The organism is Nocardia spumae, assembly GCF_020733635.1.
GTDB lineage: Bacteria > Actinomycetota > Actinomycetes > Mycobacteriales > Mycobacteriaceae > Nocardia > Nocardia spumae.
Window position 1 is genome coordinate 21,051 of the sequence record NZ_JAJFZL010000001.1, and the last position, 23,870, is coordinate 44,920.

Genomic DNA, 23,870 nt, shown 5'->3' on the forward strand with positions numbered 1-23,870 from the left:
CTGATCGGCCCCGGATACCGGGGCCGTGCGAACGGACGAGACGAAGACCGTGTCGGCGCCGGGCGAGCAGACCGGATCGAGCGGGAACGGCCCGGTACAGCGCCTCCGGTCCGGTATCCGACGGCACCTCGGCTTCGCCGCCGCCGCGTTCGTGGTCGTCGCCGGCATCTTCGGGATCGTCTTCGCCGCCATCACCCCGCCGTTCTGGGGGCATGACGAGATCACCCAGTTCGGACGCTCGTACCAGGTGGCGCACGGCGGCTTCACCCCCGAACGGATCACCGACGACCGCGGCGTCTCCTACGGCGGCTCGATCCCGTTGAGCATCGACGGGATGATGGGCTACGCCTTCACCGACTACAACCGCCACCCGGCGGAGCCGGACGCGCTGGCCGCCGACCCACAGGCCTACGATCGGCTCGGTTCGGCCCCGGTGACCACCTCGGCCACCAAGCAGATGTGGTTCACCAACACCGCGGCGTATTCGCCGGTGCCGTACGTGCCCGCGGCCGTGGGCATCCGGCTGGCCGAGGCGATCGGACTCGATGTCGGCGATACCGTGCTGCTCACCCGGCTGGCCGGACTCCTCGCCTATGTGCTGATCGTGGCGTTCGCGCTGCGGGCGCTGCGTGGCTTCCGGATCCAGTGGCTGGCGTTCACGGTGGCGGTACTGCCGATCGCGCTGTTCCAGGCGGGCACGGTCACCGCGGACACCGTCACCAACGCCTTGGCGGTGCTGGTGTCGTGCCTGCTGGTGAAGGGGGTCTTCCTCGATTCCCGGCTGTCCCGGCTCGAAGTCGTCGCCGCGCTGGCGGCGACGCTGGCGCTGCCGTTGAGCAAGCCCACCTACGTGATTCTCGCGATGCTCGTGGTGCTGATTCCCGCGCGGCAGTACGGCTTCTCCAAGGCTCTGCGCTGGCTGCCGTGGTGTTTCGCGGCGGTGGGCGCGGCGCTGTTCGCGGCGTGGATGAAGGTCGCCGCGCCGACCGGTGACGGTATGGGACTGATGCGGAAACCGGCGGAGTGGCATTCGGTGCGGCCGGGCGACCAATTGCACGGCATACTTTCCGATCCCATCCATTTCCTGAACGTATTCGGCGACAGCATCTGGTTCCGCGACGAACGCTGGTTCAACCAGTTCTTCGGGGAGCTGGGATTCGCCTATATCGATGTGCCGGCGCTGTCCATGCTCGCCAGCCTCCTGGCGGTGGCGGTCAGTGCGGGGATCGCGGATCGGCTGACCGGAAATCGCCTGCGCACCTGGATCATCGCGCTGGCCGTTCTGGCGAGCGTGGCGATGATCTATGTGACGCTGTACATGTCGTTCACCCCGGTCGGCTACTGGATGATCGATGGCGTGCAGGGCCGCTACTTCGTGCCACTGGCGATCGCCGGACTCGCGGTGGTCCTGCGGTGGATGCCGTTGCGACTGACCGATTCTCGCGGTGTGACACCGGTGCGCGGTCCCGCGATCGCGGTGGTGATCGCGACCGTGGTGGCGCTGGCCGCGGCCGCGATCAAGTACAACGTGCTGGTCTGGGGTTAGAGCACCCGCTCACCGGCCGCCGCGTAGGCGCGCTCGGTGTTCTCCTTCTGCGGTCGCCACCACGCTTCGTTGTCGCGATACCAGGCGATGGTGGCGGCCAGCCCGGACCGGAAATCGCCGTAGCGCGGCGCCCAGCCGAGTTCGGTGCGTAGCAGCGTCGCGTCGATGGCATAGCGCTGATCGTGTCCCGGGCGATCGGTGACATGATCGAAATCGTCCGGCTCCCGGCCGAATTCGGCGAGCAGCTGGTCCACCACCGACCGGTTGTCGAGTTCGCCGTCGGCGCCGATCAGATAGGTCTGTCCGATGCGGCCGCGGTCGAGAATGTCCCAGACCGCGTGATTGTGATCGCTGACGTGGATCCAGTCCCGGATCTGGTGGCCGGCCCCGTAGAGCCGCGGCCGCACACCGTCGATGAGATTGGTGATCTGGCGCGGAATGAATTTCTCCACATGCTGATACGGGCCGTAATTGTTACTGCAATTGGAGATCGTCGCCCGGACCCCGAACGAGCGCGTCCAGGCTCGCACCAGCAGATCACTCGATGCCTTGGTGGCCGAATACGGACTGGACGGTTGATACGGCGTGGTCTCGGTAAATGCCGGATCATCGGCGTCGAGATCTCCGTATACCTCGTCGGTCGAGATGTGGTGGTACCGCACATCGTATTTCCGCACCGCTTCCAGCAGCGTGAATGTGCCGACGATATTGGTCTGCACGAATGGCCACGGCCGGGCGAGCGAATTGTCGTTGTGAGATTCGGCCGCGAAATGCACCACCGCGTCCGCGCCGGCGACCAGCCGATCCACCAGGGCGGAATCGGCGATATCGCCGTGCACGAACTCGATTCGATCGGCTATCGGCGCCAGCGACGCGCGATTTCCGGCGTAGGTGAGCGCATCGAGGACGGTGATCCGGACGTCGGGCCGCTCGGCCACGGTCTGGTGGACGAAGTTCGCGCCGATGAATCCGGCTCCGCCGGTTACGAGCAATCGCACGATCGCCACCCTAACGCGCCCACGGTTACGGGACGTCAATCACCATCGGGTCACGTCGAACCCGATAGGTCGAGTGACCTTCGTCACACGCAGTGCCGAATGTCCGTTTTGCTCGAATTCTTGGGGTTGGGTGAAAACCACACGCACACTGCATGTTTCCGCAACCTGACAATGGGCAAGAACCCGATGGTGAACAGAATTTGAATGAACGGTCACAACAGGTTCACCGCGCGTTAGCTGACCTCGATTTTCATTTATCTCGTCCCAGAACCACTCTCTATCGAGGTTCCGCAAAAATGATGATGAGGAAATTCGTCGCGACGGCCGCCATGCTGGTTGCTGCGGTCGGCGTCGCCGCCGGTACCGCTTCGGCTGACCCGGCTGCGCCCGCCGCTCCCGAAAGCGTCCACTACAAGGCCAACGTTGTCGACGACAACAAGGCGGTTGTCAAGACCGACGGCGGCTCGATGGACGTCGAAGACGGTGTATTCAAGATCAAGGCCGCCAACGGCACCGTGCTCGCCGGCACTCCCCTGAACTTCCGAGTCGACGACTTCGAGTTCCCGATCGCCGCCGACATCTCCGGTAACACCGCCACCCTGACCCCGCAGTACGACATGGCGCACGCGGTCTACAAGCCGGTCGCCCTGCCGTTCGAGGACTCGGCGCCGTGGAAGACCCCCTACGACCGTGAGGTCGCCGCCTTCACCCGCATGAAGGACACCATCGCCACCGGCGCCACCATCGGCACCCTGGTCGGCGGTCTCGGTGGCGCGGCCGCCGGCTGCGTCGCGGGCGCTGCCCTCGGCATCGTCGCGACCGGCGCCCTGGCCACCCTGTTCGGCCTCGGCCCGCTCGGCGGCTGTGTCGCCGGCGCCGCCGCGGTCGGTTTCCTCGGTGTGATCGCCGGCCAGCTCTTCGTGACCGCGCCGGTCGCGATCGGCGCCGTGATCCAGTACTTCGCCACCGTCAACGCGCCGTTCAACCCGCCGGCCCCGGCCAAGTAATCCGGCCACCGGTCGCCACACCTGGATCTCGTGGAACCTCCGGTACCCCTGAGCGGGCGGGCCACCTGATCCGATGACAACGGGGCCTCGCAGCGATCGCTGCGAGGCCCCGTTGTCGTCGGCGCCTCCTCAGGCGCTGCGTGCCTGCTGATCCGGCTCGATCCGGGCCCGCACGAAGCGCGCCACCCGGGCCAGCGCGGCCCGGCTCTCGGGCATGTTCGGCAGGATGCTCATGAAGGCGTGCACCTGTCCGCGCCACAACTCGAGCGAATTCGGCACCCCGGCGGCGGTGAGGCGGCGGGCCATCAGCTCACAGTCGTGGCGCAGCAATTCGTCCTCGCCCGCGATCAGCAACGCCGGGGGCAGACCTGCCAGCGCCCCGTTGACCGGCGACAGCGCCGGATCCAGTGCCCGATCGACCTCCGCGCCGTAGCGGACCATCTGGCGCACCGCCGACATCGGGATGTAGGCATCGCGCACGGCGTTGCGGTAGTCGGCCTTGAGCCGGTAGTCCAGATCCAGCAGCGGCGACAACCCGACCAGTCCGGCCGGCGCCGGCAGTCCCGACCGCAGGGCCCGCAGCGCGGTGGCGAAGCTCAGGAATCCGCCCGCGGAATCACCGGCGAACACGATCCGCGCCGGATCCGCCCCGTGCCGCAACAGCCAGCGATAGGCGGTCTCACAGTCCTCCACCGAACCGGCGATCGAGGTGCCGGGCAGCTGCCGGTAGTCCACATTCACCACCGGTAGGCCCGTGCGCCGGGCCAGACTGGCCGCTACCGGCCGATGCGAGTCCAGCCCGCACAGGAAGAACCCGCCGCCGTGCATGTACATCACCGCGCCGTCGCGCAGCGATCGCCGGGCTCCGGCCGGGCGGATGATCTCCATGCGGAATCCGTTCATCCGCACCTGTTCACGCTCGACGCCCTGGACGCGCGGCCGCAGCCCCGCCAGGCGATCGACCATCACCCGGGCCACCGGCATCGTCATCGGGGTTATCGGATAGCGCCGGATGAACGGTCCGACCACTCCCCGGCAGGTCAGCAGCACGGCCTGGGAATGCAGGCTGACACCCTCCGGATTCACGACAGTGCCGGGTTCGAGCCCCGGCCGGTATTCGGCCTCGCCGATCGGAATCGCGGTCATAGCGCACCTGCCTGCCATCTCGGCGCGCCGACGCACCGGCCCCCGGCAGGGCGGGTAGCCGAGATGTCGGCGCTGACATCTCACACAATCATGTTTCAGAAGACCACGGAAATGTGACCTACGCAATAATTGATCGCCCAACCATGGTCATCCGAAACCACCGTGACCATTTCGCGGTCGAGTCGGAACCTCATCGAGCCCGAGCCGGCGGCAGCTGGCAGACTTGCGTCACATGCGCGGAATCATCCTGGCCGGTGGCACCGGTTCCCGGTTGCACCCGATCACGCGCGGGGTGAGCAAACAGCTGGTCCCGGTGTACGACAAACCGATGGTCTACTATCCGCTGTCCACCCTGATGCTGGCGGGTATTCGCGACATCCTGGTGATCACCACCCCCGAGGATGCCGGGGCGTTCCGCCGGCTGCTCGACGACGGCGCCCAGTTCGGCCTGTCGATCGACTACGTGGTGCAACCCGAACCCGATGGACTGGCCAGCGCCTTCGTCCTCGGCGCCGACCACATCGGCGGCGACTGCGCGGCACTGGTGCTGGGCGACAACATCTTCCACGGACCCGGACTCGGCACCCGGCTGCGCCGCTTCGACGGTCTCGAGGGCGGCGCGGTCTTCGCCTACCGGGTCTCGGATCCCTCGGCCTACGGGGTGATCGAATTCGCCGGTGGCAAGGCGGTTTCGATCGAGGAGAAGCCCAAGCTGCCGCGCTCCAACTACGCCATTCCCGGGCTGTACTTCTACGACAACGACGTCGTCGAGATCGCCCGTGGATTGCGGCCCTCCGCGCGCGGTGAGTACGAGATCACCGATATCAACCGCACCTATCTGGAACAGGGCAGACTGCAGGTCGAGACGCTCGCCCGCGGCACCGCCTGGCTCGATACCGGAACCTTCGACTCCCTGCTCGACGCCGCCAACTACGTGCGGACGATCGAGGAACGGCAGGGGCTCAAGATCGGCGTGCCCGAGGAGGTGGCCTGGCGGATGGGATTCATCGACGACGAACAGTTGTGCCGGCTGGCCGAGCCGCTGGTGCGGTCGGGGTACGGGAGCTATCTGATGGACCTGCTGACCCGCGGCCGGGACGAACTCGGCGATCATGACGGACAGGACGTGTGACATGCGGATTCGCGAACTGGCGGTACCGGGCGCGTGGGAGTTCACGCCGGCCTTGCACGGCGACGACCGCGGCGTCTTCGCCGAAACCTTCAAGGCCTCCGAATTCGAGAAGGCGACCGGCCGGACCCTCGATCTGCTGCAGGTCAACACCTCCACCTCCGCCGCCGGGGTGCTGCGCGGCATCCATTACACCGAAAACCCTCCGGGCCAGGCGAAATACGTGACCTGCGTGCGTGGCGCGTTCCTGGATGTGGTGGTCGACCTGCGTCGCGACTCCCCCACCTACGGCCGCTGGGACAGTGTGGTGATCGACGATGTGGCGCGGCGTTCGGTCTTCGTCTCCGAGGGACTGGGGCATGCGCTGCTGTCGCTCGCCGACGATTCGACCGTCACCTACCTCTGCTCGCTCGAGTACGCGCCGGAATTCGATCGGGATCTGGACGCCTTCGATCCGGATCTCGGGATCGATTGGCCGACGGTCGGTTCCGACGGCCGGCCGCTGACGTTCGTCCGCTCGGCCAAGGACGCGGCCGCACCCCGCTTGCGGTCGCTCGGCTGATCGCGGCTGCCCGCCGATCACAGCCGAATGCCACGCCCGGCTGGTGGGTAGCCGGACGTGGCATTCGTTTTCGCGCCGGGCGATCAGGCCGCGGCGAGTTCCGGTTCCCGCTCGGCCTCCTCGGCCGCTTGCCGCTTGGTGCGAGTGGGCAGGAAGTGGGTGAGGGCGATCAGGGCGCCGATGATCGCGGCGACACCCGCGAAGATCAGGCCGGGCCGGTAGCTGTCGAGGACGGCCTGCGGTGAATTACCGTGCGGTCCCGCGGAAATCAGTGCCGTGGTGATGGCCAGGACGATGGCCGCACCCACCTGCATCGAGGTCTGCAGCACACCGGCCGCCAGCCCCTGCTCGTCGTCGTCGATCCCGTTGGTGGCCTGGATGTTGATGGCCGGGAAACCGACCCAGCCGATACCGATCAGCAGCACCGCGGGCAGGATGACCGCGACGTAGGACGGCGCGGTGTCCACCCGCAGGAACAGCAGGTAACCGATCGCCATCACCGCCGTGGTGACCGCGATGATCGGCCCGGTGCCGAACCGGTCGACGAGTTTGTCGGAGAACACCGAGGACAGCGCCACCAGCACACCCACCGGCAGCAAGGCCATGGCCAGCGTCAGCGGCGACCAGCCGAGGCTGTCCTGCAGGTACAGCGTCACCAGGAACTGCCAGCTGAAGTACGAGCCGGCGACCGCGATGATCACCAGACTGGCCCGCACCAACGAGGCCTTGCGCAGGATGCCCAGCCGGACCAGCGGATGCCGGACCCGCTTCTCCACACCGACGAAGGCGACGAACAGCGCGACCACCGCGGCGAACGAACCGATGGTGCGAGCCGAACCCCATCCGGCCGCGGGAGCCGAGACGACGGTGTAGACCAGCAGCAACATGGCGGCGGTGGAGAACAGCGCGCCGAGCAGATCGTGCCCACCCTCGGCGCCGTCACCCGGCTTGTCGCGCGGGACCAGGATCGCGGCGGAGATCAGCGCCGCCAGTGCGATCGGCACGGGCAGCAGGAAGGTCCAGCGCCAGCCGAATCCGGTCATCAGACCACCGAAGACCAGGCCCATGGAGTAGCCACCGGCACCGAACACGGTGTAGATGGACAGCGCCTTGTTGCGCGCCGGACCTTCGGCGAAGTTGGTCGTGATGATCGACAGGCCGGTGGGCGCGGTGAAGGCCGCCGCCAGGCCCTTGACGAAACGAGTGGCGATCAACAGCGGCCCGGAGGTGACCAGCCCGCCGGCCAGCGAGGCGAGGGCGAAGATCGCGAGCGCGATCAGGAAGACCTTGCGCCGGCCCAGCAGATCCGCGGTGCGGCCGCCGAGCAGCAGCAGCCCGCCGTAGCCGAGGACGTATCCGCTCACCAGCCACTGCAGAGTCGAGGTCTCGAGGTGGAGTTCGGAACCGATGGACGGTAGCGCGACGCCGACCATCGAGACGTCGAGGCCGTCCAGGAACAGCACGATGCACAGCGTGATGAGCATGCCCCAGAGCCGGATCGGCCACCGAGTATCGGCTGCCGAGGCGGCCGGAAGTGTTGCTGTGGAAGTCATGCCGCGGAACATTACATGCATACGCATCTAATGCACAAGCATTTAATGCGTTTGCATATTGCCGGGGTGCCCACTAGGATGGCCCCATGACGAAGGCGTCGACGGTTACCGTGGCGCCGGCCTGCCCACAGGGGCCTACCGGCACCGCATCGAAGTCCGGCCGGTCAGGCGGGCTGGTCGGAGAATGGCGCGACCTGCTCGCTCGCCATGCGGCGGTGTCCTGCGCATTGGAGAAGGATCTTCAGCGCGACCATCAGATCGGCCTCAGCGAATTCGAGACGCTGGACCGCCTGGTCGACGCCTCGTGCGACAGCTACCGCATGAGCGATCTCGCCAACGACATCCACCTGAGTCAAAGCGCCCTCTCCCGCGCGGTCGCCCGGCTCGAGCGCGACGGCCTGGTGGACCGCACCCTGTGCACGGAGGATCGGCGGGCGGTGTTCGTCTGCCTCACGGACAAGGGCCGTGCCGTCCACAGCGCCGCGGCGCCGACCCACCGCGACGTACTGCGGCGAACCCTGCACTGACCGTCTCAGGCGGCGGCGATGGCCTCGTCCAGCGCTGCCCGCCCATCCACGGAGGCCGCGCGAATATTCGCGAATGCCGCACGGTAGCGGTCGATTTCGTGATCTTTGTCGAAAAAGGCGGTACCGGCGAAATTCTCGACGTACACCACCGGCGGCTCGACGTCGGCGGCACCGGATTCACCGAATTCCAGCAGGACGAAGCGGCCGGAGTCGAGCCCTTCGTGATAACCGGAATCGTTGGGCACCAATCGAATATCGATATTCGGGCGCTCGCACATACTGCGCAGATGTGCCAGCTGCCCGGCGGCGACGGACGCGTCACCGATACGCCGCCACAGCAGTGATTCACCGATGATCGCGATCAGCCGCACCGCGTCCGGGGTACGGGTGAGCAATCGCTGCCGGGTGGTGCGCACCTCGACCCGGCGGTCGACTTCGACCGGGGTCAGATCCGGGCGCGCGGAGGCCAGCAGCGCGCGGGTGTAGTCCGCGGTCTGCAGCAGGCCGGGGACGAATTCGTTCTCGAAGGTGGACAGCGTGGTGGCCGCCTCCTCCAGGCCGATGTACACCTCGAACCCGTCCACGATGGCGTCGCCGTAGGACGACCACCAGCCCCGGGCCTTGGTTTCACGGGCCAGGGCGGTCAGCGGTTCCAGCTCGCTCTCGGCGGCGCCGTAGACCTTGCACATGGCCTCCACATCGAGGCTGCGCAACGAGGTCTGGCCGGTCTCGATCCGCCAGATCTTGGCCTCCGACCATTCCAGGCGGCGCGCGGCCACCCTCGTCGTCATGCGCGCGCGATGACGCAGGTCACGCAGCCGTCGCCCCAATTGCCGGCGCGGCATGGTCGAACCCGTGATCCCCTGCGGTAGAGCCATACTTCCCCCTCGGCAGAAACCTTCGCGGGGACCCGAATTCGAACCCGCGACGCTCGAACGGATTGTTGCACAACCGAACAAGCCCCGACAGCGACGCGAACTGCCCCCATGCTGCCCCTATTTACGCGGCGGACGCTTGCGAAAACGCCAGAACTGCACCGCGCGAACATCTTCGGACAGCTGGTTCACCGGCTCCGCGACATCGGACAGCGCCCGGAACAAATCGTCGGCGAGGGCATTGATGTGTTCCACCCGGGTAGCCAGCCGCGACGCGTTGACCAGGAATTCCAGCATCAACCGCACCGAGGCCGCGATGGTCAGTCCCAGCGGCACCGCCACCACGATCGCGAAGATCAGCCCGAGCAGGGCCGATACCTGCCAGAGCAGCACGATCAGCACCAGTGGAATCCCGATCGCGAAGGCCAGGCCCAGCAGATAGGCGAGCGGCAGCAGGGTACGAGTGGCCGAGGTGGCGAACTGCACATCGAGCAGGGCCCGGGCCGCACTCACACACCAGGCGCGGAAGGCGCCCGGACTGCGGAAGGGTTCGGGCCGCTCGTCCTCGGCGGTCTCGGTGGATGGGGACCACCGCCGCAGCGCGGACTCCCGCCAGGTGAACCGCCGCGCCTCCACGGCATAGTCGGCCTCGGCCGGATCGTCGTCGGACCAGGTCTGCGGCGGCTCCGGCGGAAGGCCGGGCGCATCGGAGATATCCCGTTCGCTCTCAGCGACATCGCGCGTACCACCGGTTTCGACATCTCGATTCCTGGACCGCTGCGGACTATCGCTCATACCGCGAATCCTCTCCCGCACAGCGCAAGCGGGCAATGCCGGTGACGAACACCGACTCCGACCTCGGCTGCGATTCAGATCACATTTCGACCCCTCCGACTCCCAGCAAGCTGCCAGGGAATCAACAGCCGCAACGCAATCGATTCACAGCCGAGCGCACAAAGGTGGTAGTCGTAACAAGTTCACAACGGCGGCGAGCGGCCCGAAAGCGGGTCATAGCCAGCGGCGATGATCGCCCGTCCGTGTGACGTATCCGACCGAGCCGAAGAAAGTTCCACCAATCTGTAACACAGCCGGTAGCGCGTCCCGATACGTCCCATGAACACCGACGCAGGACCCAGATCTACCCGGGGAATGGAGAAGACAGTGCGTACGACGTTTCCGACTTCCGTCTCGGCGGCGACGTTGGCCGCTACCGCGCAGGACTACATCCAGCGCGGATGGACGGTCGCTGAAACGGCCAACGGCATCTGCCTGATCACCGATACGAAGGTTTCGGGCATCGAGGTCGCCGGCGAACTGGCCGCGGATGTGCGCCGATTCCTGCGGGCCAACAACCTGTCCGGACCGGTGATCGAGATTCCGGGCGCCGAGCGCCGCGAGATCCACCTGGTGACCGGACTCGCCAAGGCCACGCGGGCGCTCGACGCCCTGCGCGCCGCCGGCGCGGTCGTCCACACCGACGGTGCGGGCATCCCGTTGCCTCCCACTCAGCTCTCGGCCGGCGAGGCCTGCTGGGGCGTGGCGCCGAACGAGGCCCGCTGGCTGCCGCCGGTCGTCGCGATCGCCGCGGCCGTCCGCTCGGCGACCACCGGCCGCAAGCCGCAGCTCACCCGCATCGCCAGCTGAACCGACTCACCGCGAACCGCGAGAACACGCATGTTCTCGCGGTTTCGCGTTCCTGCGGTTTTCGCGCGTTTCGGATGAATCGCGACACACCGCCCGGCGGCCGACGATGATGGATCCATGACGAGCGTCACCACCGGATCGCGGACCGCCTACCGCACCTGCCCGCTGTGCGAGGCCGTGTGCGGACTCGAGATCACCCTCGACGCCGAGGACCGGGTGACCCGGGTACGTGGTGATCGCGAGGATCCGTTCAGCCGGGGCTTCATCTGTCCCAAGGGCGCGAGCCTCGGCGCGCTCGATGCCGATCCCGACCGCCTGACCGAACCGATGATCCGGGATCGCGCCACCGATACCTGGCGGCCGGCGACCTGGGCACAGGCCTTCGAGCTGATCGCCGAACGCGCCCCGGCCGTCGTCGGTGAACACGGCCGCCAGGCCGCCGCGCTGTATCTGGGAAATCCGAATGCGCACACCGTGGCCGGCGCACTGTATGTACCGGCCCTGATCCGGGCGTTGAGCACCCGCAATCTCTTCTCCGCCAGTACCGCGGATCAGATGCCGAAGCAGGTGTCGAGCGGACTGATGTTCGGCGACCCGCTCACCGTCGCGGTCCCCGATCTCGATCGCACCGACTATCTGCTGATGCTCGGCGCCAATCCGCTGGAATCCAATGGTTCGCTGTGCACCGCCCCGGACTATCCGGGCCGATTGAAGGCGCTGCGCAAGCGGGGCGGCCGGCTGGTGGTGGTCGATCCGCGGCGCACCCGCACCGCGGATCTCGCCGACGAGCATCTGTTCATCCGGCCCGGCAGTGACGCCTATCTGCTGTTCGGCATCGTGCACACGCTCTTCGCCGAGGAACTGGTGGATATCGGCGCCGAGGGCGTGCCGGTCGACGGCATCGAGCAGATTCGTTCGGTCGCGGTGCCGTTCACCCCGGACGCGGTCCGGGAGCGCACCGGTATCCCGGCCGAGACCGTGGTGCGCCTGGCCCGGGAACTGGCCGCCGCGCCGACCGCCGCGGTCTACGCGCGGATCGGTACCTGCACCGCGGAATTCGGCACGCTCACCCAGTGGCTGGTCGATGTGATCAATGTGCTGACCGGCAATCTGGATCGGCCCGGTGGTGCGATGTTCGCCACCGCCGCGGCCCTGGGCATCGTCCGGACCAGGCCGTTCCGCCTCGGCCGCTGGACCAGCCGGGTCCGTGAATTGCCCGAAACCATGGGCGAATTCCCGATCGCGACGCTCGCCGACGAGATCACCACCCCGGGTGACGGGCAGGTGCGCATGCTGGTGACGGTCGCCGGTAATCCGGTGCTGTCCGCACCGGCCGGGGCCCGGCTCGGTGATGCGCTCGCGGGCCTGGAATTCATGGTCAGCGTCGATCGCTATCTCAACGAGACCACGCGGCACGCCGATGTGATCCTCCCGCCGCCGCGCACCCTGCAGGCGCCGCACTACGACTTCGCCCTGCTGCAGTTCGCGGTACACAACTACGCGCGGTATTCACCGCCGGTGGTGCCGTCGTCCGAGAATCGGCCGTCGGAACCGGAAATCCTTGCTCGCCTGGCTCTTTCACTGTCAGGTCAGCAGGCCGGACCGGACCTCGATCCGGTCGCGGCGGTCGACGAGCTGATCATCGCCGGCACGCTGCGCAAGGCCGGGCTCGATTCCCGCCGCGGCGAGCTGATCGGCGCGAACACCACCGAGCAGCGCATCGACCTGATGCTGCGGCTGGGTCCCTATGGTGAGTGGAATCCGGAGCGGGAACCGGTGGACGTCGCCGCGAACGGCCTGAATCTGCAGGTCCTGCTGGACAATCCGCACGGCATCGATCTCGGTGCGCTGCGGCCGCGGCTGCCCGGGGCGCTGCGCACGGCGTCGCGGCGGATCGACTTGGCCCCGCAACCGCTGCTCGACGATACGACCCGCCTGGTCGCCGGATTGACCGATGCCCGGCCCGATGTGGTGCTGATCGGTCGGCGGCAGCTGCGCTCCAACAACAGCTGGATGCACAATGTGGCCACGCTGGTCGGCGGATCCAATACCTGCACACTGCATATTCATCCCGATGATGTGGCACGGCTGGGACTCGGCGAGCTGGCCGCGATCGAATCCGCGGCCGGAAAACTCACCGTCACCGTGGAGCCGAACGACAAGATCATGCCGGGCGTGGTGAGCCTGCCGCACGGCTGGGGACATGCCGGCAGTACCCAGACCGTCGCGCGGGCGCACGCGGGCGTCAACGCCAACACCCTGACCGACGATTCACGCATCGACGTGCTGTCGGGGAACGCGGTGTTCAACGGGGTCCCGGTGACCATCACCCCGGCCTGACCAGGGCGGCGGATATCAGCGGATCTTGAAGATCACCGCGCGCTGGACGACGAAATTGATCACGGTCGCGACGCCCTGGGCGATGACGAAGGCGATCAGCACCGTGCCCTTCACCGAATGACCGGCGATATCGACCGTCATCGGAGGCAGTTGGTCGTTGAGCAGCGCGTTGATCCCGACCTGCGCCGTGAAGGTGACCGCGTAGAGAACGCACACCGCCAGAAAGCGTGACCGGCTGGGCGGGGCCTTGAAGGTCCAGCGCCGATTGAGCAGATACGCCGTGGTCGTGCCGACCACGAAACTGCACGCCTTGGCGATATCGCGCGGCATCCCCAGGGCCATGAACAGCACGTACAGACCGAAATCGACGATCGCCGACAACCCGCCGGTCAGCACGAACCGCACGATCTGCGTCTTCAGGTCGACGTCCGTCCCGCCGGGCTGGTCGGCCAGCGGTAACTCGGCCGGAAGAGGGAGATGGGGTTCCGCACTCACGCGCACGAGAGTAACGGGTTCGGCCACGGCCCTCGCGCCGCCATGGCCGTGACGGTGTGAGTTCGGCCTCGCTACCCGAGCACGGCGGTAAGAGCCGACCCCTATTCAGCCAGTGCATGTAGCCTCTATGCCGATGTCCACGAAAGCTCAGACCTCCACCGCCGCGGGTCCTGCGAAATCCGCGAGCGACGGCGAGGTGCCACCGGCAAGCAAAGGCTCGGACGAGAACGTGACGCTGCCCACGCACACCCGTCGTCTCACCGGATGGGGTCGTACCGCACCGACCACCTCCGAAGTGCTCTCGACCGGCGATCCGGAACAGATCGTGCGGGCAGTCGCCATGGTCGCGGAGGACAACGAATCCAAGCCACCGCATCTGCGCCGCGGCGTGATCGCCCGCGGGCTGGGACGTTCCTACGGGGACAACGCCCAGAACGCCGGCGGCCTGGTCGTCAACATGACGGCGCTGAACCAGATCCACCGCATCGACCGCGACACCCATCTGGTCGATGTCGACGCGGGTGTGAATCTCGATCAGCTGATGAAGGCGGCATTGCCGTTCGGCCTGTGGGTTCCGGTGCTACCCGGTACCCGCCAGGTCACCGTCGGTGGCGCGATCGGCTCCGATATCCACGGTAAGAACCACCACAGCGCGGGCAGTTTCGGCAATCACGTGCGGTCGATCCAGCTGCTCACCGCCGATGGCACGGTGCAGACCATCGGGCCGAAGAAGAACGCCAAGCTGTTCTGGGCCACCGTCGGCGGCTGCGGTCTCACCGGCATCATCCTGCGCGCGACGATCGAGATGACGCCGACCGAAACCGCGTATTTCATCGCCGACGGGGATGTGACCTCGGGTCTCGACGAGACCATCGCCTTCCACAGCGACGGTTCCGAGGACAACTACGAATACAGCTCGGCCTGGTTCGACGCGCTCAGCCCGATGCCGAAACTGGGCCGGGCGGTGATCTCCCGCGGCTCGCTGGCCAAGCTGGACCAGCTGCCGAAGAAGCTGCGCAAGAATCCGCTGGGATTCACCGGAAAGACGTTCCTCACCTTCCCGGACGTCTTCCCGAACGGTCTGCTCAACAACAAGACCTTCACCCTGGCGACCGAGATCTGGTACCGCAAGGGCGCGACCTACCGGCAGAAGCCGCAGGATCTGACGGCGTTCTACCACCCGCTGGATATGCTCGGCGAGTGGAACCGCGCCTACGGTTCGCGTGGATTCCTGCAGTATCAGTTCGTGGTGCCGCCGGAGGCGGTCGAGGAGTTCAAGCAGATCCTCATCGATATCCAGGCCAGCGGGCGATACTCGTTCCTCAATGTGTTCAAGTACTTCGGCCAGGGCAATCAGGCGCCACTGAGCTTCCCGATGCCCGGCTGGAACGTCTGCCTCGACTTCCCGATCGCACCCGGTCTGAACGAATTCGTCACCGAATTGGACCGGCGCGTACTGGAATTCGGCGGCCGTCTCTACACCGGTAAGGATTCCCGCACCACCGCGGAAACCTTCCACCAGATGTACCCCCGGATCGACGAGTGGATCAAGGTCCGCCGAAGTGTCGATCCCACAGGCGTTTTCATGTCCGATATGGCGAGAAGGCTGGAGCTGCAATAGTGATCAACGCGGTCGGCAACCCGCAGAACATTCTGCTGCTGGGCGGCACTTCCGAGATCGGTCTGGCGATCTGCCAGGAGTATCTGAAGAAGGGTCCGGCACGGGTCGTGCTCGCGGCGCTGCCCAACGATCCACTGCGCGCGCAGTCGGTGGCGCTGCTGGAGGCGGCGGGCGCGTCGAAGGTCGAGGTCATCGATTTCGACGCCCTGGACACCGGCAGCCACCCCAAGGTGATCGAACAGGCGTGGGAGGGCGGCGATGTCGATGTCGTGGTCGTCGCCTTCGCGCTCGACGGTGATGCCGAGGAACTGTGGCAGAACCAGTCGAAGGCGGTCCGGGTCGCCGAGGTCAACTACACCGCGGGCGTTTCCGTCGGTGTGCTGGCCGGCGAGAAGCTGAAGGATCAGGGCTACGGGCGGATCATCGTCATGTCCTCGGTGGCCGGTGAGCGCGTCAAGCGCGCCAACTTCGTCTACGGCTCGACCAAGGCCGGACTCGACGGCTTCTACCTCGGACTCGGCGAGGCGCTGCGCCCGCACGGCCCGCGCGTCACGGTGGTGCGTCCCGGCCAGGTGCGCACCCAGTTCTCCGCGCACGTCGCCGAGGCGCCACTCACGGTGAACAAAGAAGACGTTGCCGCCCTTGCGGTCTCGGCCTCCGAGAAGGGTAAGGAACTGATCTGGGCGCCCGGGACGTTCCGCTGGGTCATGATGATCCTGCGCCACATCCCGCGCCCGATCTTCCGCAAACTCCCCATCTGAGTTCTGCGACGGCGGCCGGAGCCGCCGCCGACGAATCGACGAGCAGAGTCGGCGCCACCAGTCGTGGTGCCGACTCTGCTGTATCGGCGGCTGGGTTGTGGGACCGCGGGATACGGCCGGCCGAGGCGGCGGATCCGGACGGTGTCCGATGCACCGGACAGGTGCTCGGCGTCGCACGGTCCGAACTCCGCCCGGCTTGTAGGCTCGCGGTCAGATTGCGATGCGAGAGGATCCGGAGGCACAGTGCGCGTACTAGTCCGGCAGGTCGGGGGCGGGCTCGGGGAGGCTGTCGTCGGAGCGGTGGTCGCCGCACTGGTGGCGGCCGCCGGGCTGGTGGCGATGTCGGCGGTGCAGTGGCCGGCGTTCAATTCCTCCAATGTGACGCGGGCGCTGACGACCGTCGGCCAAGCGGGTGCCGCGGTACTGCTCGTGCTCGCGATCGTGCTGATCCGGATGCGGCGGTGGCCGTGGCTGGCGAAAGTGCTGTCCTGGGCCGGTCTTTCGGCCTTCGTGACGATCACGCTGGGCATGCCGCTGGCCGCGACGAAACTGTATCTCTTCGGCATCTCGGTCGATCAGGAGTTCCGCACCGAATATCTGACGCGGCTCACCGATACCGCGGCGCTGCGCGATATGACCTACGCCGATCTCCCGGCGTACTACCCGGCCGGCTGGTTCTGGATCGGCGGACGGGTCGCGAATCTGCTGGGTACGTCCGGATGGGAGACCTTCAAGCCGTATGCGATCGTCTCGCTGGCGGTGGCATCGGTTCTGGCACTGGTGTTGTGGTCCACGCTGATTCGCTGGGATTGGGCCGTCGCGGTGGCCGCCACCACCACGGCGGTGATGGTGGCGTTCGCCTCGCCGGAGGCCTACAGCGCGGTGCTGGTGATCCTGTTCGCCCCGGCGATGGTGCTGGCGTGGGGTGCGCTCTACCGGCCGGAGGAGTTCCGCCGTCCGTCCCCATCGAAACCGGACGAGGAACCGGCGCCCGCCGCCCGCACCGCCGGCGGATGGGGCGCCACGATCGGCGCGGGCGCGTTCGTCGGCCTGAGTGCGATGTTCTACACCCTGTTCTTCGGGCTGGCCGCGTTCACGGTCGCCTTGATGGGCCTGGTCGCGTGGATCGCGCTGTGGTGGCAGCAGCGGGCGGAGGCAGTGCACCGGCCGCGGGAGCCGCGCGTCGGCGTCTTCCGGCTGTTGTGGCCGATTCTGCTGCGACTGATCGTGATGGCTGTCATCGCCGGTCTGATGACACTCGTGGTCTGGGGTCCCTACCTCGCGAAGGTGCTGACCGGGCATCTCCCCAGCTCCAACTCGGCGCTGCACTATCTGCCCGAGGCGGGTTCACATCTGCCGTTCCCGATGTTCGATTTCTCCGAACCGCTGCTCGGCGCATTGTGCCTGCTCGGCACCATCTGGCTGGTGCTGCGGGCCGCCAGCTCACGCCGCGCCCAGGCGCTGGGGATCTCGGTGATCGCGATCTACCTGTGGTCGCTGGCTTCGATGCTCGTCACCGCCGCCGGGACGACCGGTCTGGCATTCCGGCTGGAACCGATCCTGCAGGTGCTGCTGGCCGCGGCCGGGGCGTTCGGATTCGTCGAGGGCGCCCGGGCCATCTATCAGGCCATCGACGAGCCGCGCCGGTTCCGGGCGGTCACCGCGGTGATCGCCGTTCTGGGCGCGCTGGCCTTCACGCAGAGCATCCCCGGCATCCTCAACGCGGAGATCACCACCGCGTACACCGACACCGACGGCAGCGGCGCGCGGGCGGACAAGCGCAACCCCTCGGCCGTCGCGTACTACGGCCGCATCGACCAGGCGCTCACCGAACAGACCGGACGGCCCCGGAATCAGTCGGTGGTCCTCACCGCCGACACCAGCTTCCTGTCGTACTACCCGTACTACGGATTCCAGGCGTTGACCTCGCACTATGCCAATCCGCTCGCCGATTTTCCGGCGCGCGCGGCCGAGATCAAGCGCTGGAGCGAGCTGGGGACGCCGGCCGAGTTGATCGATGCGCTGAACCACTCCCCTTGGCGGGCGCCCGACGCGTTCCTGTTCCGCCGCAGCGGGGAGAACTACACCCTGCGGCTGGCCGAGGACGTCTATCCCAACGATCCGAATGTGCGGCGGTACACCGTCGAGTTCCCGGGCACGCTGTTCGCCGACCCGCATTTCCGGATCACCGATATCGGCCCGTTCACGCTGGTCGTTCGGCAGTGATCGAGACCACGACCACCTGTGGATAAGGTTGTGAAATTTCGGAGATCCTGTGGATAACCCAGATCCGCGCGGGTGCGCTCCACAACGGCGATGAGTACGGTGGGTGGCTGATCGTCGGCTGGAGGAGCTTTATCAGTGGTACAGGGTGGGGAAACGGATCCGCACGACTCGGCTCGGCCCGCCCGGGCCGGCACGGTCACCGTCGAGGAACCGGAGGCGGGGGCGAGAACCCCGGCGGCCCCGGAGACGGCCGGAGACGGTAACCGCGCACGGTACGCCTTCGCACCTGATCGCCTCGGCCCGCTGCTGCCGCGGATCGCGACGGCCCGCGGCGATATCGCGGTGGCGGCCGTATATCTGCTCTTCGCGGTCGTCGTCATGTCCCGGCAGTGGCGCGATACCGCGCACGGCTATCTGATCAAGAGCGGCCAGGACCAGTCCATGTGGGAATGGTTCTTCGCCGTCACCGCTCATGCCGTGGCCCACCTGCACAATCCACTGGGCACCGACCTCCAGAACTTCCCCGACGGCGTGAACATGATGGCCAATACCGCCATGTTCGGCGTCGGGATCCCGCTGACCCCGGTCACCCTGCTGTTCGGGCCGACCGTCACCTTCGTCCTGGTCCTGACCCTCGGCCTCGCCGGGACGGGATTCGCCTGGTACTGGCTGTTCTCCCGGGAACTGGTCACCTCGCGTTTCGCCGCCGCGCTGGGCGGTGCGTTCTGTGGATTCGCACCCGCGATGGTGTCGCATGCCAGCGCCCACCCCAATTTCGTCCTGCTGGCACTGCTGCCGGTCCTGGCGCTGCTGGTGATCCGGATGGCCCGCCGGGCCGTCGACGAGGAGCCGGTGCCGCCCGGTCGGCGAGTGCGGGAGGCGATCGTCCTGGCGGTGCTGGTGGCGTTGCAGATCGCGCTCGGCGAGGAGCCGCTACTGATCTTCGCACTGGGCTTCGGCCTGTTCGCTCTCGTCTACCACCTGCATCGGCCGCGGCTCGGCCTGCGGATCGTCCGTGCGCTGACCCCGACCCTGGTACTGGGCGCGCTCATCACCGTGGCACTCACCGCGATCCCGCTGTGGTGGCAGTTCTTCGGTCCGCAGAGCTACCGGTCCATCGATCACGGGCCGATGGGCAACGATCTCGCGGCCTTGACCCAGTTCCCGTCGCAATCGCTCGGCGGCCACTTCGCCCCCGGCCGGGACGTGTCCATCAATCCCACCGAGGAGAACGCCTACTTCGGCTGGCCACTGCTGGTGCTGGTCGCCGCGACCGCGATCTGGTTGTGGCGCCGGCGCGAACCCGAACACCGGGTGGTGCGCGCGGCCACCGCCGTCATCGTGGTGTTCAGCGTGCTGTCGCTGGGTGTCTCGCTGACCGTCGAGCGATCCGATACCGGCATCACCCTGCCATGGCATTGGCTCGATCAGGTGCCGCTGCTGAATACCGTGCTCGAGACACGGTTCACCCTCGCCGCCGTTGCGGCCATCGCGGCCGTCCTCGCACTCGCCACCCAGCGAATGCTGGACTACGCCCGCGAGTCCACCGCCGACATGCGCCCGGCGATCTGGTTCGTCGCGGTGGCACTGGCGCTGGTCCCGCTGGTGCCCACGACGCAACCGGTCACCCACCGCGACACCACCCCGCAGTTCTTCACCGACGGCACGGTCGGCCGGTACGTGAGCGGCGGTTCGGTCGTGATCGCGCCACCCCCGACCCGGCGCAACGCGCTGCCGCTGAATTGGCAGATCGATTCCGGATTCGACTTCCCGCTGGCAGGTGGGTATTTCGTCGGACCGACCGCGGACAAGAAGGGGCGCTACGGTCCGGACGATCGCCCGACCGCGGCCCTGCTGATGCAGGCACAGCGCACCGACCGGATTCCCGCCGTCGACGAGAAGGCACGCGCACAGGCGCTGACCGACCTCGCCTACTGGCGCGCCGATGTGGTGGTGCTCCCGCCGACCGAGCACGGCGGAGCGGTACGTGCCACCCTCGACCAGCTGCTCGGTATACCCGGCCAGGTGGTCGACGGGGTGGTCGTCTGGGACGTGCGCACCCTGCGCTGAGACGCCGCGGGCGAATCGTCGGTATCCGCACCCGATTCCGCAGATGCGCCAGCGGGTCCGGACGGTGCGGTGGCTTAGCATCGCTGGGTGCGCGCAGACTCCCCAGCGTTTCCCCGCATCCGACTGATCGCCCTGCTGTCCGGGTTGATCGCCGCCGTCCTCGCGGTGGCCACACCGCTGCTCCCGGTGCGCGAGGACCGGGCGAGTCTGGATTGGCCGCAGCCACAGTCGGTCCCGGTGACCGCCCCGTTGGTGTCCTACGTGCCTTTGACGCTGAATGCCTCGCTGCCGTGTGGCGCGTTCCGCGATCTGCCGAGTGGCACGGTGTTGTCGACGGTCCCCGCGGACGCACCCAACGCCTCCGCGAAGGGGCTGCTGGTCAAGGTCGTCGACGAGCCGGGCGGGCGCACCCTGTCGGTGCTCCAGCGCGATATCCCGGTGCTGTCGGCGCCGCTGGCCGAGGTCGGCGGCTGTGCGCGCTTCACCGTTACCTCCACCGCGCAGGCCACCACCGCGGAGTTCACCGGCGTCACGCGGCAGGACGGCACACCGTTCACCAATACGGTCGGCGGGGATATCCGGCCCCAGATCGTCGGTGTCTTCACCGATCTCACGCGTGACCGGCTCGGCGACACCCATCTGCACGCCGATATCGACACCCGGTTCTCCTCCTCCCCGAGTCCGCTGAAGCTGGCCGCGATCATCGGCGCGGTCCTGTTCACCCTCATCGCGCTGATCTGCCTGCATCTGATCGATACCGCCGACGGCCGCCGGGCCCGCCGTTTCCTGCCGTCGCACTGGTGGCGGTTCACCATCGCCGACGCGGTGGTGCTGGGCACGCTGGTGGTGTGGCACTTCATCGGCGCCAACACCTCCGACGACGGCTACATCCTGAATATGGCCCGGGCGTCGAAACATTCGGGCTATATGGCCAACTACTACCGCTGGTTCGGAGTGGCCGAGGCGCCGTTCGGCTGGCCGTACGAGGTGCTGACCTGGATGACGCGGATCAGCGATGCCAGCTGGTGGATGCGGCTGCCGGCGCTGGTCGCGGGCGTGCTGTGCTGGCTCGTGCTCAGCCGGGAGGTGCTGCCGCGCTTGGGTTCCCGAGTCCGGTCGGACACGGTGGCGCGCTGGACGGCGGGTCTGGTGTTCCTGGTCGCCTGGCTGCCCTACGACAACGGTCTGCGCCCCGAACCGCTGATCGCGCTCGGCGCCCTGCTGACCTGGTGCTCGATCGAACGCTCGATCGCGACCAAACGGTTGCTGCCCGCGGCGATCGCGGTGCTGATCGCGGCCTTCTCCTTGGCCGCCGGGCCCACCGGCCTGATCTGCATCGCCGCGCTGATCGCCGGATCGCGACCGGTCCTGCAGCACATCATCTCCCGTGCTCGGGGCGGCGGCTCGGCCCGGGCGACGATCCTGCGCTACGGCGCCCTGCTCGCGCCGGGAGTGGCCGCCGGAACGCTCGTGCTGGTGGTGGTCTTCGCCGATCAGACGCTCGCCTCGGTCATGGAGGCCACCCGGGTCCGCAAGGTGATCGGCCCGAATGTGGCCTGGTTCGACGAGCGCACCCGCTGGGATTCGCTGTTGATGCTCGCACCGGACGGATCGCTGTCGCGGCGCTTCGGCATCCTGGGCATGCTGCTGTGCCTGTTCGTCTGCGTCCTGGTCATGCTGCGCAAGAACGGGCGCATTCCGGGAACCGCGAAGGGCCCCTCCGCGCGCATCCTCGGCATCGTCTTCATGTCCCTGGTGCTGATGATGTTCACCCCCACCAAGTGGACCCACCACTTCGGCGTCTACGCCGGGCTGGCCGGTTCCGTGGCCGCCTTGACCGCGGTCGCGGTGGGCGTCAACGGTATTCGCGCGCGCTACAACCGGTCACTGTTCGCCGCCGCGGTGTTCTTCCTGCTGGCGATCACCTTCACCGGCTCCAACGGCTGGTGGTACGTCTCCAGCTACGGTGTCCCGTGGTTCGACAAGGCTCCGCTGATCGCGGGGAAGGGCCTGTCGACGCTGTTCCTCGGTCTTGCGGTGCTGTGTGTGCTGCTGGCCGGCTACCAGTATTACCGCGAGCCGTATCGGAACTCGGCGGGCCGCAGGCGTTTCGACACCTGGGCGATCCAACCGCTGACCGTCGCCGCGGCGGTCATGGTGCTGTTCGAGGTCGCCTCGCTCGCCAAGGGCGCGATCGGGCAATACCCGTCCTACTCCATCGCGAAGTCGAATTTCCGCGCCCTCGGGGGAGATACCTGCTCGATGGCCGACGCCGTACTCACCGAGACCGATACCGCCGATTCGGTGCTGCAGCCCTACACCGGATCCGCGGCCGACGCTCTCGGCGCCGAGAACGTCGGCTTCAGCCCGGACGGTGTGGCCCAGGACCTCACCGCCGATGCCGAGGAGACCACGACCGGCGGCGCGAACTCGGTCAACACCGACTCCGCCAACAAGACCACGCACACCACCACCGCGGGTACCGGCGGTGGCACCACCGAGCAGACCGGTATCAACGGCAGTTCGGTAGCGCTGCCGTTCGGCCTCGATCCGGCCCGCACGCCGGTACTGGGCAGCTACACCACCGGCACCAAACAGCAGGCGCACCTGACCTCGGGCTGGTACCGGATGGATGTGGCCGACGCCCGCCGCGATCCGGACCATCGGCTGCTGGTGGTCACCGCCGCGGGGCGGATCAAGTCGGTGAACGCCGACGGCGTGCTCACCTACGGTCAGGATCTGAAGGTCGAATTCGGTGACCGGGCCGCCGACGGCACCGTGCGCCCGCTGGGTTCGTTCGTCCCGCTCGATATCGGCGGCGCGCCGTCGTGGCGGAATATGCGGGTACCGCTGGATCGCATCCCCGACGGCACCGACGCCGTGCGGATCGTGGCCGTCGCCAACGATCTGACCCCCAAGCAGTGGCTCGCGGTGACACCGCCGCGGCTGCCGAAGCTGGCGACCCTGGACTCGGTGGTCGGGCATACCGATCCGGTGCTCGAGGATTGGCACGTCGGCCTGGCCTTCCCCTGCCAGCGTCCGTTCGACCACAAGGACGGGGTGGCAGAGGTGCCGAAGTGGCGCATTCTGCCCGATCGGGTGGGTTCGGATGCCTCCAACGCCTGGCAGGACGATATCGGCGGCGGTCCCCTCGGCTGGACCGGACTATTGCTGTCGGCCCAGACCGTCCCCGCCTATCTGAACGACGACTGGAGTCGCGACTGGGGTTCGCTGGAGCGGTTCACCCCGTATGTCCCCGAGGCCCAGCAGGCGACCGTCGGGGTCACGGTGCAGAACCGGTGGGGCTGGGCCAAGGACGCCCCGATCAAGACGAAATAGCAGGTAGTCCGGTACCCGGTACGGTCACGGG

At 67.5% G+C, this 23,870-nt stretch carries 18 protein-coding genes; 12 read left to right on the forward strand and 6 right to left on the reverse strand.

From position 1 onward, the window contains the following. Positions 1 to 25 precede the first annotated feature (25 nt). Positions 26 to 1,546 carry a DUF2142 domain-containing protein gene (locus tag LKD76_RS00120; protein ID WP_227978868.1) on the forward strand — a complete coding sequence of 507 codons (1,521 nt, stop codon included), beginning with the start codon at positions 26 to 28 and terminating at the stop codon, positions 1,544 to 1,546. On the opposite strand, the gene rfbB is transcribed toward LKD76_RS00120, so the two are convergent. Next, entirely contained in the window at positions 1,543 to 2,544 is a 1,002-nt protein-coding gene (gene rfbB / locus LKD76_RS00125) for a dTDP-glucose 4,6-dehydratase (RefSeq protein ID WP_227978869.1), read from the reverse strand. The two genes, LKD76_RS00120 and rfbB, sit on opposite strands and share 4 nt — an antisense overlap. Before the next feature lie 296 nt (positions 2,545 to 2,840). Here rfbB and LKD76_RS00130 point away from each other — a divergent pair, with 296 nt between their 5' ends. Continuing rightward, positions 2,841 to 3,551, forward strand: a complete 711-nt coding sequence (locus LKD76_RS00130) for a DUF8020 domain-containing protein (protein ID WP_227985020.1) — start codon at positions 2,841 to 2,843, stop codon at positions 3,549 to 3,551. Positions 3,552 to 3,680: 129 nt separating this feature from the next. On the opposite strand, the gene LKD76_RS00135 is transcribed toward LKD76_RS00130, so the two are convergent. After that, on the reverse strand, positions 3,681 to 4,697 hold the full coding sequence (locus LKD76_RS00135; protein WP_227978870.1) for an alpha/beta hydrolase: 1,017 nt from the start codon (positions 4,695 to 4,697) through the stop codon (positions 3,681 to 3,683). Between the two features lie 232 nt (positions 4,698 to 4,929). Here LKD76_RS00135 and rfbA point away from each other — a divergent pair, with 232 nt between their 5' ends. Together rfbA and LKD76_RS00145 are read left to right on the forward strand one after the other, a co-directional pair. Then, positions 4,930 to 5,829 carry a glucose-1-phosphate thymidylyltransferase RfbA gene (gene rfbA, locus LKD76_RS00140; RefSeq protein ID WP_227978871.1) on the forward strand — a complete coding sequence of 300 codons (900 nt, stop codon included), beginning with the start codon at positions 4,930 to 4,932 and terminating at the stop codon, positions 5,827 to 5,829. Position 5,830: 1 nt separating this feature from the next. After that, positions 5,831 to 6,388, forward strand: coding sequence for a dTDP-4-dehydrorhamnose 3,5-epimerase family protein (locus LKD76_RS00145; RefSeq protein ID WP_227978872.1), 558 nt, complete (start codon positions 5,831 to 5,833; stop codon positions 6,386 to 6,388). An 83-nt stretch (positions 6,389 to 6,471) separates the two neighbouring features. On the opposite strand, the gene LKD76_RS00150 is transcribed toward LKD76_RS00145, so the two are convergent. After that, positions 6,472 to 7,941 (reverse strand): MFS transporter, encoded by a 1,470-nt coding sequence (locus LKD76_RS00150; protein ID WP_227978873.1) that lies wholly within the window; start codon positions 7,939 to 7,941, stop codon positions 6,472 to 6,474. Between the two features lie 86 nt (positions 7,942 to 8,027). Between LKD76_RS00150 and LKD76_RS00155 the strand changes: the two genes are divergently transcribed. Continuing rightward, positions 8,028 to 8,468 (forward strand): MarR family winged helix-turn-helix transcriptional regulator, encoded by a 441-nt coding sequence (locus tag LKD76_RS00155; RefSeq protein ID WP_227978874.1) that lies wholly within the window; start codon positions 8,028 to 8,030, stop codon positions 8,466 to 8,468. Positions 8,469 to 8,473: 5 nt separating this feature from the next. On the opposite strand, the gene LKD76_RS00160 is transcribed toward LKD76_RS00155, so the two are convergent. Both LKD76_RS00160 and LKD76_RS00165 read right to left on the reverse strand, forming a co-directional pair. Continuing rightward, positions 8,474 to 9,346: a helix-turn-helix domain-containing protein gene (locus LKD76_RS00160; RefSeq protein ID WP_227978875.1), complete on the reverse strand. Its 873-nt coding sequence runs from the start codon at positions 9,344 to 9,346 to the stop codon at positions 8,474 to 8,476. 117 nt (positions 9,347 to 9,463) lie between these two features. Beyond that, positions 9,464 to 10,138 (reverse strand): DUF4282 domain-containing protein, encoded by a 675-nt coding sequence (locus LKD76_RS00165; protein ID WP_227978876.1) that lies wholly within the window; start codon positions 10,136 to 10,138, stop codon positions 9,464 to 9,466. A gap of 366 nt (positions 10,139 to 10,504) precedes the next feature. Here LKD76_RS00165 and LKD76_RS00170 point away from each other — a divergent pair, with 366 nt between their 5' ends. Both LKD76_RS00170 and LKD76_RS00175 read left to right on the forward strand, forming a co-directional pair. After that, a complete protein-coding gene (locus LKD76_RS00170; RefSeq protein WP_227978877.1) occupies positions 10,505 to 10,987 on the forward strand; it encodes a hypothetical protein in 483 nt (160 codons plus the stop codon). Between the two features lie 117 nt (positions 10,988 to 11,104). Continuing rightward, a complete protein-coding gene (locus tag LKD76_RS00175) occupies positions 11,105 to 13,327 on the forward strand; it encodes a molybdopterin-dependent oxidoreductase (protein WP_227978878.1) in 2,223 nt (740 codons plus the stop codon). 15 nt (positions 13,328 to 13,342) lie between these two features. On the opposite strand, the gene LKD76_RS00180 is transcribed toward LKD76_RS00175, so the two are convergent. Beyond that, positions 13,343 to 13,822: a GtrA family protein gene (locus tag LKD76_RS00180; protein ID WP_308188496.1), complete on the reverse strand. Its 480-nt coding sequence runs from the start codon at positions 13,820 to 13,822 to the stop codon at positions 13,343 to 13,345. A gap of 127 nt (positions 13,823 to 13,949) precedes the next feature. On the opposite strand from LKD76_RS00180, the gene dprE1 reads away from it, so the two are divergent. The 5 genes from dprE1 to LKD76_RS00205 all read left to right on the forward strand — a co-directional run bounded on the left by dprE1 (position 13,950) and on the right by LKD76_RS00205 (position 23,839). Then, entirely contained in the window at positions 13,950 to 15,443 is a 1,494-nt protein-coding gene (gene dprE1, locus LKD76_RS00185) for a decaprenylphosphoryl-beta-D-ribose oxidase (RefSeq protein ID WP_227978879.1), read from the forward strand. Further along, positions 15,443 to 16,204: a decaprenylphospho-beta-D-erythro-pentofuranosid-2-ulose 2-reductase gene (dprE2, locus tag LKD76_RS00190; RefSeq protein WP_227978880.1), complete on the forward strand. Its 762-nt coding sequence runs from the start codon at positions 15,443 to 15,445 to the stop codon at positions 16,202 to 16,204. Before dprE1 ends, dprE2 begins: the two co-directional genes overlap by 1 nt. Before the next feature lie 243 nt (positions 16,205 to 16,447). Beyond that, the gene (locus tag LKD76_RS00195) at positions 16,448 to 18,430 is read left to right on the forward strand and encodes a galactan 5-O-arabinofuranosyltransferase (RefSeq protein ID WP_227978881.1); all 1,983 of its coding nucleotides are present in this window, start codon (positions 16,448 to 16,450) and stop codon (positions 18,428 to 18,430) included. A gap of 135 nt (positions 18,431 to 18,565) precedes the next feature. Then, complete coding sequence (locus LKD76_RS00200; protein ID WP_227978882.1) at positions 18,566 to 20,500, forward strand: DUF6541 family protein; 1,935 nt, start codon at positions 18,566 to 18,568, stop codon at positions 20,498 to 20,500. 87 nt (positions 20,501 to 20,587) lie between these two features. After that, positions 20,588 to 23,839 carry an arabinosyltransferase domain-containing protein gene (locus tag LKD76_RS00205; protein WP_227978883.1) on the forward strand — a complete coding sequence of 1,084 codons (3,252 nt, stop codon included), beginning with the start codon at positions 20,588 to 20,590 and terminating at the stop codon, positions 23,837 to 23,839. Positions 23,840 to 23,870 lie beyond the last annotated feature (31 nt).

Bases quoted from the DNA above. Each gene is read 5' to 3' on its own strand.
- LKD76_RS00130 (WP_227985020.1), top strand. From the start codon at position 2,841: ATGATGATGAGGAAATTCGTCGCGACGGCCGCCATGCTGGTTGCTGCG.
- LKD76_RS00135 (WP_227978870.1), bottom strand. From the start codon at position 4,697: ATGACCGCGATTCCGATCGGCGAGGCCGAATACCGGCCGGGGCTCGAA.
- rfbA (WP_227978871.1), top strand. From the start codon at position 4,930: ATGCGCGGAATCATCCTGGCCGGTGGCACCGGTTCCCGGTTGCACCCG.
- LKD76_RS00145 (WP_227978872.1), top strand. From the start codon at position 5,831: ATGCGGATTCGCGAACTGGCGGTACCGGGCGCGTGGGAGTTCACGCCG.
- LKD76_RS00150 (WP_227978873.1), bottom strand. From the start codon at position 7,941: ATGACTTCCACAGCAACACTTCCGGCCGCCTCGGCAGCCGATACTCGG.
- LKD76_RS00155 (WP_227978874.1), top strand. From the start codon at position 8,028: ATGACGAAGGCGTCGACGGTTACCGTGGCGCCGGCCTGCCCACAGGGG.
- LKD76_RS00160 (WP_227978875.1), bottom strand. From the start codon at position 9,346: ATGGCTCTACCGCAGGGGATCACGGGTTCGACCATGCCGCGCCGGCAA.
- LKD76_RS00165 (WP_227978876.1), bottom strand. From the start codon at position 10,138: ATGAGCGATAGTCCGCAGCGGTCCAGGAATCGAGATGTCGAAACCGGT.
- LKD76_RS00175 (WP_227978878.1), top strand. From the start codon at position 11,105: ATGACGAGCGTCACCACCGGATCGCGGACCGCCTACCGCACCTGCCCG.
- dprE1 (WP_227978879.1), top strand. From the start codon at position 13,950: ATGCCGATGTCCACGAAAGCTCAGACCTCCACCGCCGCGGGTCCTGCG.